Here is a 13,668-nt window from a genome sequence, read left to right as displayed (position 1 = left end):
CATGATTCGTTTGTTAAAAGAGGTTTTTAAATCACTTTCTAAGAACAAGATTACAGTCATAGGTTTGACAATTCTAATGTTTATAACTTGTGGAATTTTTACACTTCTATTTGACGTTAAAAAAAGTTATACAACTACTCTTAAAAATTTCTCACAAGTTTCTAGACAGCAAGATTTAACTGTTGACTTAGACGTTAACCCTTCAGGAACTGCTCCTAATGAATGATATAGTCAAGTTGATGATAATGGTAATACAACCACTCAACCAGATATATATGTTCCTGAAGAAAATACAAGCTTCAATTCAGTTGAACGTAATTTAAACATCCCGACTGAATATATGAACTACTTACCACTTGAAAAATTAACTAAAAACTCAAATGATAAAGGTTCATATGTTGATACCGAAAGCTTTCAAACCTGATTTTGAAATTCTTTAAGGGGTAACAGAAATGTGGTTTTTGATTTTGAAAACAACAAAATCAAATTTTTAGATAACGAAGTTGCTAACTTATACAAAGTTGTTGATAACGAATATGTCTTGCAAAAAAGCAAAACAACAATTGATAAAAATACTCAATTCAAATTCATTAAACCTTTTAAATTAAGTGATATTGCCAAAGTAATAAACACTTCCGGTGACGACTATGTTAAAAAAGACGACTATCTAGTTAACCCTGGTGATTTATTTATTAATCCTTTTACACAAGAAGCTACTTTCGATATATCACAATATCAAACTTGAGACTTGACTGAAAATGTGCTAGTTATTAGTGGAAGCAATGTTTTAAAATCATTAGGTTTTGTTGAAAATAATGGTCGTTGATACTTTAGTAATAGTGCAAAAGATTTAAGTTTTAAAAATAAAGATGACATAACAAAAAGAGATATTAATCCTAATGCTGTGTTAAATGATACTTTCAGCTTAACAAATTATTTTTTGGACAATAATTTAAAAACTTTAGAATTCAACAAAAATGCAACGAAAACTTTTTCAAGTAATGATGAATATACAATTCCAACAGATTGAGTTCAAACAGTTGAAAAGAAGACTGAATTTATTCGTCGTAATTACAAGCTAAATTGAGACTACAACGAGCAAGAATCAAAATCAAATTGAACCGGAACATATTTAACTTACATAAGCCAAATTTACAATCAAAATAACAAGCAACTTCCTAAAGATATTAAAGAATTTAGCTATTGAGTAAAAAATATTAGTACGAGAAGATCAATAGGTAACAATCCTTTTGGTTCTTGAAACTCAGTTTTAGAAAACATTTCGCCAGAAGATACTACTATCAAACTTGCAACGAAAAATAATCATCCTACTTCTTTAACAAAAGACACAATCCGCGAAATAGAAGGCTATGACGATAACTGGACCACACTTGCTAAAAATCAGTGATTTAAGAATATTTCAGACACATCTATTTTGCAGCAAAAAAGAAACAACATAAGTTCAGGAGCAAGCAAAATTGCTCAAAACAGCATTATTGATGAGGTTATTTCTAAGGCAGGCCTAGAAAATGTTGGATTAAGAAAAACTATCACTGTCGATAATATTAATGATGAAGAAAATACAAAGACAGTTTTCCACTTTATTAATACCGGTGATCGTAACATGGTTGTGGATGGAGTTAAACAAAATGTTGGAAAAATGTTTAATGAACAATCAAATCCTTCAATTTTAAACTCATCAATTAATCCTCAAAATTTAGATGAATACTTATTGGTAAAAGATGAATCTAAAAAAGATAGAATTTACAAATTACCTTCAATTTATGCATCTTCAATCATCACATACATTTATCGTGGATATACTCCAGATCCCGCTTATTTAGATGTTAATGTGTTGTTTGAAAATTACACTGACTACTATCCAGAAACTAAAATTCCTTATCAAAGAGCAGCAAAGATAGTGACACTGACTTCGGAAAAAACAAACACTATTAATGTGCAATACGGAATTACAAAAGCACCTTCAAAAAGTGGTGCAACAAAATACATTATTCTGGAACTAAAAAATGTAAATGGTCAAGAGATTTGACAAAAAGCACTATTTTCAAACCAGTCTTCTGAATTAACCATTGAACAGTTAAGTGATTTTTTAATTAAGAACAATTTAACAATTAATGCAAAAATTGGTGACAATGGTTGAGCAAAAATTGACAGTGTTTATAAAAACTCAACATCTTTACCGTTACTAGTTGGGTCAGTTGACTCAAACGCTGTTGAAGATATTACTCAAAATAACTCAATTGGAGTTTTAATTAAACAAATTAAAGATGCTGTTTTATCTACTCAGTTATCAAAAATAATTACTGAGAATCAATTAGATAGAATTCTTTACTCAGGACAACTGGCTGTAGAAAAAAATAAATTTCACAACCTTCTTGCCACAGGGAAAACTAACGACCAAATTGTGCAACTTGTTATTTTTGACTGACTATATAATTTAACTCAGCCACTGAATATTGATGGTGTGACTGTTGCAAATACTAATGGAAATGCCTTCATTTATTCAATCTTTAACAATATTATTAATTACATTCGTTCTGAGTATCAAAAACAAGCCACGGACGAACAGAAAAGACAATATTTGAGTGACCAATTGAACTCAATTGAGTCTTTAATCAGTAGTTTTACCGGCGCAACTAACGGATTGTTAGGCAACATTATTCCGAACTTTAGACTTGGAGACTTGACTTGATACATTAAAGATTTTGAAGCGCTGTTAAGCAGTGTTAGTCAATTGATTAGCTCACTAGACTTTATTAAGTTTTCAACCTTAGTTCACAATTGATATCAACAACATCCATACAAAATTTATTCAAACCCTAATTCTGAATACTGAATCCTTTCAAATGAAGAAAAATTAAACTTCTTGCTACAAAGTTTTGATGAATTAAAGCTAAAAACAGCACTGAAATCTTTGGTTTCACAGATAAATTTCAACGCATTGTTAAATCCGTCACAACCGCATAGTATTTATCAACTAATTGTCAAAAGTTATGTAGATGCAGACAAAGAATTGAGTACCGCAAACAGAAACTCGATTAAAACACTGTTTGAAAAATTTAATGCTTACAAAGACGGCTCAAAAGAACCTTATAGCAATGTTGCTGAAGGTTTAAACGAATTAATTGATTTATTTTCACTGAAAAACCTAACTCAATCATTCAATTATTTCTTAGCAAAAAACCTACACAAAATTGAATTGGTAATTGGTTCAATCAGTTTCAAAAATAATTACACAAGAACGATTAAACAAAACGAGTTTTTAGCCTCTGTCATTGCTTCAATTAGTCAAGTGTCAGAACAGTCAAATACTAAATCAGTCAATAAATTCAAACAATTTAAAGAAGCGCTAACAACAATTTTCAACTTATCAAGCGCAACCTACAAACCTATTGACTTAATCGGTTTACAGCTTCCTGCCGAAGATAAAAATAAAATATCAATTACTGATGTAGGACTATTTAGTCTATTAGGTTTTGCCAAAAAAGATTCAAAAACTAGTTATGTTGACAATTCTATAGGTGCTTACGATTTAGACAAAATGTCAGCATTAAGAAATAAAATCGCACAAGGAAATAGTGACTTAACAATCGAAGAAACTAATTTCTTGTCTTCAGTCGTACAAGTTTCAAGTGCCGATTTTAATGATTTAGCTAAAGTAGTAGTTAAACTTGATAACTATATTAATCTTGTTAAAAAACTAAAATTACAAAACTACGGCTTAACAAGCAATCAAGTTAATTTAACATTTAAAGACGACGTAACCAAACAAGTTAAATCTTTTGGAGACTTAGCTTATCGTTCAGCTTTATTAAACCCACAAGATCCAGTCTATGACGGTTACTTTAAGCTTCTTTACAACAACATTAGTCCGCTTTTAAAACAATTTATGGCTAATGACACAAACGGAACAATCAATCAGGAATTAGTACTGTTTTCACCATGAATTAGTTTGGCCTACCAATTAAGAAATTCAAGATCTGAAATTTCATTAACTGATGTACAAAAAATTCTTTTAAACTTATTTGAATTTGCACAAAGCCAGGACGTAAAAAATATAGTTCTAAACTATGGTGCGGTTGCTAACCCTATTCCTTCATTTGGTTCAATATTAGGAGCGGATGAAAACAATAATGCAACTAAACTAAAAATCAGCTATGGATTAAGTGACAATCTTGCCACAACTCAACAAGTAATTAATGCAAACATAATTGATAAATTTATTGCACAATTACCAGTTAATTTGCAAACTAATAATCAAATTATCAAACAAGTATTAAGTGATAACATTTATCAACTAGTTCAACAATTTAGCTTGATTAATTCTGCAACTATTTTCCCTACATTCTTTGTTCAAAGTCAAAAAGAGTTTCTAAATAGTTTTATAAAATCAAATGCTTCTACATTAGAACCTTTAGTTGTTAGCGATTATGAATTAGACATTCTTTATCGCGATATGTTGGCTGCTACAAAATTATCAAAAACAGTAAGCATTTTTGGTCTAAACAGTGCAATTTTAAACCCTTACATTGCTCTAAGTTTTCCACAAATTTTACTATGATCAGCTATTACTGAAAAGACTAATGTCGGAAATCTAAAATACATCTTGGATAATTTACCAAACACAATTGAAACAATGAGTCTTGATCAGCTTGCTAAGATGCTTGAACCTTTATACTTTGCTCCGCTTGATAAAAATGCCGGAACAAATGAATCTGAAGGAGATAAAAACATTGAACTTGACGTTTCATACTTAAACTGAATAAGCGCCAAAATTAGTAGTTTTAATAACAATAATCCAGTTATTTTTGGCCTTAATATTAATGACATTTTCCGTCATGTTTTCTACTCAGCCACAGGAAATATTGTTATTAATAACTTAATTGTTTACTCAGATTCTGCTTCATATTTAGCAAAAGTTAATAATGCTTTCTTAACAAAAAATAACAAGGAAGTATACAAAGGCGATCTAAGTAAATACTTATCTAATCCATTTTTAATGGCTCAGTTTGTCTCACAACTAGATCCAAAATACAAGATTGTAATTAACTCGCTTGAATACGTAATTATTGGTGATGATATTTCTGCTGACTACTTGTACCCAGTAATTAACGAAGAAAACTTACAAGTCGACACTAAGAAGCAAGCTCTAGTTTATGTTAATGAAGATGGATTTGACCGGGTAGTTAGTGCCTATCCTACATTTGCTATTAAAAAATATTTACTAGTTGATACAAATGGTGATAAGAAAAAAGCGGCTACTCTAAAATCAGAATTCAATAATTTCATTCGTTCTATTTCAATAAATATTTCTGACAAATCATACCTAGCAGAAGAGCTAGATCCTTTAAACCCTGAACGTAGTATAAGAATTAAATTGATTAATTCAATCATTACTGCTATTGGCGCTGTGCAAACGTTCTCTATTATGATTTTGATCATATTAGTAGCAATCAGTGTTTATTTCATTATTAGACGCTATATTAATGTTAGAAACAAAGTTATTGGTATTTTAAGAAGTCAAGGATACCGCTCAAGAGAGATTGCTTTTGCCTTTTCGAGCTTCTGTTGATTGAGTACATTTATTGGTGGATTATCAGGTTACATAGTAGGTCACTTTGCTCAACCTGCAGCCTTTAGAGTATTCTCTTCATACTGAACCTTACAAACTACAATCATTGGTTTCAACTGATGAACTTTATTGGTTACAATAGCAATTCCTATCATCACAACATCAGCACTAATCTTCTTAATTACATACTTATCAATGAGAATTAAACCGATTGAAATGATGTCTGGATTGAGTGATTTACAAATTGGTCCAATCGCTCAAAGAATTGCGGTTTCATTCAGAAAATTACCGCTTAAATCACGTTTTGTGGCAATGTTAACACTAAATAACTTCTGAAAATTATTCTCATTATTTATTTCATTTGCAATTACTGCCTTGATAACGATGTTCAGTCTTTCAAGCTTTAACGTCTTTCCTAAATCAATTAATAGAACATATCAAAACCGTAGTTACACCTACAAAATGGACTTAGAAACACCAACAACTGAAGGTGGACCTTATGCTCTATATAACAAGAATGATTTGGAAGACCTATTATACATGCCAGATGATTTGAGCGCTAGTGCTTCTTCGACTGAAAAGAATCAAAATGATTACAACTCTCCTTACTTCTTTAAACCTGGATACACATTTAACACTGACGTTGTAAACAAACCTTTTGCTCCTTCAGTGCTAACTAAATCAAGTTTAGACATTGCTTTAGACACTTCAGTAGAATTATCACCTTGAGACATTGTTTATGCTTCATTGCCAGAAACTCAAAAAGCAAGAGTTGTACAAATCTTTAAAAAAGCTTCAAGTGATATGATGCTGACTCAATTTATTTGAAATGCAAACACTAAGAAGAGAATCACTGATGTTGACGAATTCTACAAAACATATGATATGTATGGTGAAAACGGAATTTACGCAACTGCTACAGAAAATAATAATGCGCCAAAAGTTTCTTGATTCTTGTATCAAAGAGCAAACCAAGATTTATCTTCAAACTCAAATGAAATTGGTAAATTCGTCTTCATTGAATATGACAAAGAAATAGAAACTTACAAAAAGGCAATTATTATCAAAACGGACAAGGTTAGAGTTTTATACCGTGACTTTTTACTAAATGCAAGTAGAAATGGTAAATATACCGACTTCTTTATGTCGTTTGGCGGAGTATTATGAAACGATAATACTAATGAAAAATACTCTTACGCTAAAACAATATTTAGAAATCAAAATATCAATGTATATGGATACAAAGATGATTCTAAATTCGTTACTTTAGAAAATCAAAAAGGTAAAAATCTTTTATCACTAATTAATACTGATTTTGATTTCAGCGTAAGTGATGAAGAATTCAGCAAAAATACTCTACCAATCATCATTAACAACTTATCTGCAAATAAATACAACTTGAGTATAGGTTCAGTCATTGAAATGCAAGTTACAAACAATATTAATCGTTTTGTCAGTCAAATAGTGCATTCTCCAGTTGCAACTAAATATCATTTCAAAGTAGTAGGAATTAACAACACTTACATCAACAATGAATTCATTACATCGAAAAAAATTGTTGACAGAATTACTGGTTTAGACAAATTAAGTACTGCTTTCCAAAATGCTAGAATGAGTGAATTAAATGCTCTTGAGGCTCGTGCTAGTGATGAACAAACTAAACAAAATTACAGAAAATGATATATGGATCATTATGAAGCATTCAATGGTATTTTGTCAAGTGATCCTATGCCATATCAAACAACATCTTCATTAACTACTTATTCTTCAAGTGGTTATTGGGGAGCAATACAGACTTATAATGCCAATACAGCTGGTGATAAGTCAGTTACTTCATTCTTCAAAAAGCTGTTTGTTGGATATCAAAATGCAGACGGACAAACTACAATAAAACCTATGTTCCAAGCAACTATTGAGTCATACAATGCAATCAATAATGCAAATGAAGATTGACAACAATTGCTTGCTCAGTTCTTGAATGTTGATGAAAAAGAAGTAAAAGACATAAACTATAACGGAAAAAACAACTACCATACTTGGGGAAATGAAACCTTAGAATCAAAACCTATTGCTAACCCTGCTTTCCGTAAGAATATGATTGACGCAATCAACAAGTTCTATGCTGCTGAAAATTCAATCTATGGAAAAGACATTCTATATGCAGCTTCAAATAATGTAAACTCAAAAGACATTGAGGCAGGATTTATCGAAGAGATTTCAAAAACTATAACAAGTATCACTATTGCCTTTGTTGTTATAAGTTTCATTGTGTCAATAGTTATCTTGATTATGATTACTAACTCAATGGTTTCAGCAAACGAAAGAAACATTGCAACATTTTCAATCTTAGGTTATACATCAAAAGAAAAAATTTATCTTTTCTTCTTCAATTACATACCTGTTATCTTGATTGCTTCACTATTAATGATTCCAGTCACACTGGCCTTAATCGCTGGTTTCCAGGCCTTCTTGATTGCCACGAGTCAAATGGTACTGCCACTGACACTTTACTACTCAACTATTCTCTTAAGTATTATTCTTGCACTGGTTGTTTTTGCAGTCACATCAATCTTTGCTTGAATTGGATTAAACAAAATTAAACCTATTTATCTATTGAAAGGAAAATAATGTTTGGGCACAAAAGTAAGAAAAATAAAACTGATAACGAAAATCAAGTCTCAAAACAAGAATTACGCAAAATTATCAAAGCTAACAATACGCCACGTTCAAAAGATAAGTTTAAAGACGAAAAAAACACTGATGATAACATTGTTGAAGTAAGAAATGTGCGTAAATCATATGTGTCAGGAACAAACGTTACAGAAGTCTTAAAAGGTGTAAGTTTCGAAATTAAAAGGGGAGAAATTACAGTTCTTTTTGGTAAATCAGGTTCTGGGAAAAGTACCTTACTTAATTTAATAAGTGCTTTAGATAGACCGACAGAAGGACAAATAATTGTTAATAATGTAACTCTTCCTTATCTTTCTGATGCTAAACAGACTTTATTTCGTCGTAAAAACATTTCGTTCATTTTCCAAGACTATAACTTATTACAAAATTTAAATTCATACGATAACGTTGAAACAGGAGCTCATTTACAAACTGATAAAAGCAAAAGAATGGATATTAAGCAATTATTTGTAGATTTCAATCTAGAAAATTGTATGTACAAATATCCTTCGCAAATGTCGGGAGGACAACAACAACGGGTATCAATTCTTAGAGCTTTAGCAAAAAACTCAGAAATAATAGTAGCTGATGAACCTACAGGAGCTTTGGATGAAAAAACTTCTTTGGTTGTCCAAGGTATTTTAACTAACATCAATAAAAAATATAATTCAACCATAATTATTGTTAGTCACGACCCGGATATAGCAAAAATGGCTCACAAAGTTATTTATTTAGAAAACGGTTTAATTAAAAAAATTGACATTAAAAACCCAGGAGAATAGTCAGAAGCTAAGGTATATTAATACCTTAGTTTTTCTTTATTTTTTCAATAAAAACGAGTGGGATTTATTGTGTTTTTTTGAGTAAAAAATACCAAAAAATCACTCGAAACGAGTACTTTTTATGAAATGTTAAACCTGCTATAATATCAGTATGATCGATAGTTATAACGCAAATGAAACAGTAATTATACTTCAGACTCTTGGACAAATTCTTTATCCTAAAGAAATAAAAGGCTTTGAAAGATTTATAATCCCACGTTATCAAAGAAGATATTGTTGAACTAAGACGCAGTGAGAATCCTTAATTCTAGACATATTTAATAATAAAAATTTATTTTTAGGAATTTTAATATTTCAAAAAATATTTAAAGAAAAAACTTTCGAACTGAGTTATGTTTTAATCGACGGTCAGCAAAGAATAACAAAATTATGATTATTGTGGCAAGCTCTTTTGAGATACGAACCAAAGCAACCAAAAAGCGAAAACCGGATAAAAATTGACAAAAGCATGCTTGAATCAAGAAAAATTCGTTCAATAGATTTTGTTAGTAAGTTGGACTCAGTTTTATTCGAGAAACTAGAAGAATTATTTGATGAACAAGAAAGTAAACAAAATATCAAAAAAAACAGAAGAAAACCTTTTTTACAAAAATTTCGTTAGCTTAAAAACATACTTAAGTGATTTTTTGGATACTCAAGAGAAATTTGATCTTTTTGTTGATAATTTACTTAATGCAAAATTTGCTACATGGTCAGTTGGTGATGAAGAAGATGTGCACAAAATTTATTCAACTATCAACACAAGTGGAGTGAAATTAAAATCAATTGATTTGGTCAAAAATTTTCTTGTGACATTAATTAAAGACCTTGAAAAAGCAGATAGTTTATTCTTGGATTACTGACCTTGTTGAGAAGAACAAAAAATAGATTTGACTAAAGTTATAAGAACTTTTGTTTCGTACAAAAAACAAAGCGTAATTAATGAGTCAGAAATTTACAAAAATTTTAAAGACTGAGCAAATGATGTTGTTGGAAATGAACCTTCAAATGCAGAAAAAGTTTGAAATGAAGTAGATCGTTTTCACAAAAAAATGATGAATCTTTACTCGAATAGTTTAAGTAACGATAAGCTCATTAAAGAAGAACTTGATACTTATTTAAAATTACCCGGAACAAGTGCTGATAGTTTTCTTATCGAGCTTTTAGGTTCAAAAGTTGAAAATAAAAATCGGTCTTCAGAAATAAATATTATTAAGTGAACTAATTCATTTATATCAAGGGCAATAATTAAAAACATTAGTATTTCAGTTATCAATTGAGCTTTTGTAAGCCTATATCAAAAGGTAGAGAACCACAACAAGCAAAATAATTTCCCAACATTTTATGATGCTTTTAAAGATTATTTGAAATTACACCCATTTGAAAACGTACAACTTGCTAGTGATGAAGAAATAAGAACAAGTTTTAGAGATGATAATTTTTACTCAAGAGACATAAAAAAGAGATTGGTAAAATCATTTCTTTATTTATGAGAAAAAGCTAAATCAAAAGAAATTGCAGAGCTTTCAAGCAATTTATCAATTGAGCATATAGCACCACAAAATGCAAAAGGTAGCAATTGAATTGATCTTTTTGGTTCAAACGATGTGTATTCATCATATTTACACAAAATTGGAAATTTGACATTGACAGGACATAATACAGAATTAGGTAATCTAGATTTTGAGTCTAAAAAAGCTATACTTAAAAATCGAGAAAAAACTAAATTCTTGTTAATAAATGAGTACGTAATTAAGTGTGACACTTGATCAAAAGATCAAATTAATGAAAGGTCGCAAATAATGGCAACTAAATTCATTGAAATGTTTCCATATCAAAACATTGGTTTCTCAGCCCAGAACGAAAACATTCCAGAATATAAAAACTTGTTATCAAATGATGATGTAAATACACAAAGTAAAGACATCTTCCTAAATTCAATTACTGCTGATAGCAGTGTTTTGAATGAAAACAATAACATCGATAAAACGGATACTTACATTAGATTTAATGATGTGCCTAAAAAAGGTTCTTTCACAAAAATAACATATTCTCAAATTGCCTTCAATGATTCTAAAATTTGAAGAGATGATAGACAATACTCTAGCACTCGTACTTTTTACAAAGACATAGTCAAAAAAATATATGAAAATTACCCAAAAACCTTACACAAATTAGCGGAAAAAAGTACAACACGGAGATACAGGAACACTCGCAATTTACATGAGTTTAAACATAATAGATATTATCGTTTGAGTGATGATTTCATTGTCGATCAAGACTTAAGGCAAATTGATCAACTCCATGTTATTAGTGACATCTTGAAAGCATGCGGTGCAGATCTTGTTAATTCTTATGTAAAAGTAGAAACTAAAGATAAAGGTGAGTAAAGCTCACTTTTATTTTGCACAAATTTGACAACGTTGAGTATTGCTATAATTTAGATATAAGTAAAAATAAGAATTTAAATACATTCAAACGCTCAGTCAAAGATATGCTAGATAAAGAAAATAAGCTAGAACTTGTAATTCCTAGCTATCAAAGAGACTATTGTTGAAATAAAAAGAATTGTCGACAATTAGTTATTGATATAAAAACAAATAGAAATCTTTTCATTGGTATCACTATTGAGCAAAGCATGTCCGTTTATGATAGGGTATCGCAAAAAATAATAATTGACGGACAGCAAAGAATCATTACTTTATTTCTTATTTTTTTGGCACTCAAAAAGATAAGCAAATCATATAACTGCGACATCAGTGGTCTTGAGTGGTATAAAGAAATAAAGTTTGATAACTATTTAGAAACTCCTAAACTCGCAAGCTGTGACAAAAAGACTCAGTCTGGTAACTATAATCAGTTTGCTCAAAATTATGAGAGTATTCTCTTTCTCTTGAAAAACTCGATATCAAGCAAAAAAGAATTTGAAGAATTTTTAGATAACTTTTTCAATGTTTATTTCATTGTTTGAAATGTAGATGATATTGACCAAGTACACAGAATTTATGAAACCATCAATACCCGTGGAGTTAATTTAACAAACGTTGATTTAATTAAAAATTATCTTTTCATGAATAAGAGTTATGACGATGAAAAATTCAGAAAATATTGATTAGAGTGAGCTAAATGCCCAGTTGGAATTGATAAATTATTAAAAAACTTTTTAACTTATGTCGACGACAGAATTTATTCCGAACATGAAGTATATGAAGCGTTTCAAAAATGAAATGCCAGAACATATGAAAAAACGAGAAGCATTGATTCTGTTTTGCAACAAATTAGTGAATTTCAAGATTTATATCAAGATTTGATTGATCAACAAAGAATAAACTCAAAAGAAATTAGACAAAAAATTGAGATGTATAAAACATTGCCAGGAAGTTATGCAGATGTTTTCATTCTAAAAATATTAAAACAACATAACTTACATCCTGAAGCATTACCAGAAAATGAAGTAATTGATATCTTAAATTGAACCATATCAATAATAGCAAGAAATATCTTGATAAAAACAAGCGCTTCAAAGATTAGAATTTCTTTTGCCAGTTTATTTAAAAAGATTGAAAATACTAAAAATTTACACTCAGATTTGAACTTTTTTCAAACATTATTAAAAGAAACAAATGATATTAGTTTTTCACTTTCAATGCCATCAAATGACAAAATACAAGTGATTTTTAGAGAGGAAGATTTTTATAATAATCAATCATTAAAAAAATGAGCTAGAGGATTTTTATTCTTTTTAGAAAATAGAAACAAAAAGGAAAAAATTGAGGATTCAGACAAAATTTGAATTGAACACATAATGCCCCAAAGACTATCAAAAGCATGAATTAAATCGTTATCAGAAAGTGACGTGAAGAATCACAATTTTATAATGGATAGAATTGGAAATCTTACCTTGACTGGTTACAATCAACAAATGAGCAATAAGCCTTTTCAAGAAAAACAAGTTATTTTAAGAGATAAGAACCTATCGAAGTTTTACACCATACATGAATCTGTTATAAACGCTAAGGAATGAAATAGTAGCATGATTGAGAAGAGATGCTTATGACTTTATGACAATTTCATTGGCATTTTTGAATATATAACAATTACAAATTTATTAGTGCAAAATGAAGAACAACAAAAAGAAATCACTTTTACACTTAAAAAACCTATTGATTGTAGCAGAAAAAAACCTATTTCGTATCTAATTCCTTTATCAAATAATCAAGTATTGAAAAGTAATGAGTTTACTAAAAATTGAACAAAATTGTTTGAATTCTTAGCTAAGGAACTATATAATTTGTATCCAAATGAATTGGAAACATTTGCAGCCGATGTTGATGTAAAGAATTTCGCAAACCAAACAAATGCAACTTATGCAGCGGGAACTAAGTGACATAAAATAAGTGATAAGTTTTGAATTAATACACATTCTGACACAAACAATAAAATAATAAGACTTTCAAATCTTTTAAATGTTTCTGGAGTTGACTTGGACAAATGCATTATAAAAGTCAAGTAGTGGCTTGGTATAACAACTGAATATAAGTTTCTCGATAAAAAACAAAAAACTCAGTCCTTGGACTGAGTAAT

The 13,668-nt window shown here is 29.7% G+C and carries 5 protein-coding genes; all 5 read left to right on the top strand.

Features of this window, described 5'->3' with window-relative positions; genetic code table 4:
• The first annotated feature begins 1 nt into the window (after position 1).
• The 5 genes from ACSH40_RS02595 to ACSH40_RS02575 all read left to right on the top strand — a co-directional run bounded on the left by ACSH40_RS02595 (position 2) and on the right by ACSH40_RS02575 (position 13,597).
• Positions 2-8,221 (top strand): ABC transporter permease, encoded by an 8,220-nt coding sequence (locus ACSH40_RS02595; RefSeq protein WP_438341442.1) that lies wholly within the window; start codon positions 2-4, stop codon positions 8,219-8,221.
• Positions 8,221-9,045, top strand: coding sequence for an ABC transporter ATP-binding protein (locus ACSH40_RS02590; RefSeq protein ID WP_438341441.1), 825 nt, complete (start codon positions 8,221-8,223; stop codon positions 9,043-9,045). The genes ACSH40_RS02595 and ACSH40_RS02590 overlap by 1 nt, the downstream gene beginning before the upstream one ends.
• 151 nt (positions 9,046-9,196) lie before the next feature.
• Positions 9,197-9,706 carry a DUF262 domain-containing protein gene (locus ACSH40_RS02585; RefSeq protein ID WP_438341440.1) on the top strand — a complete coding sequence of 170 codons (510 nt, stop codon included), beginning with the start codon at positions 9,197-9,199 and terminating at the stop codon, positions 9,704-9,706.
• Positions 9,639-11,474, top strand: a complete 1,836-nt coding sequence (locus ACSH40_RS02580; RefSeq protein WP_438341439.1) for an HNH endonuclease family protein — start codon at positions 9,639-9,641, stop codon at positions 11,472-11,474. The genes ACSH40_RS02585 and ACSH40_RS02580 overlap by 68 nt, the downstream gene beginning before the upstream one ends.
• A 104-nt stretch (positions 11,475-11,578) precedes the next feature.
• Entirely contained in the window at positions 11,579-13,597 is a 2,019-nt protein-coding gene (locus tag ACSH40_RS02575; RefSeq protein ID WP_438341438.1) for a DUF262 domain-containing protein, read from the top strand.
• Positions 13,598-13,668 lie beyond the last annotated feature (71 nt).

It is taken from the genome of Mycoplasma sp. 3341, assembly GCF_051549855.1.
Classification (GTDB): Bacteria; Bacillota_I; Bacilli_A; order Mycoplasmatales; family Metamycoplasmataceae; genus Metamycoplasma.
The sequence above is the reverse complement of the archived record's forward strand: the minus strand, read 5'-3'. Positions and strand labels throughout refer to the sequence as shown.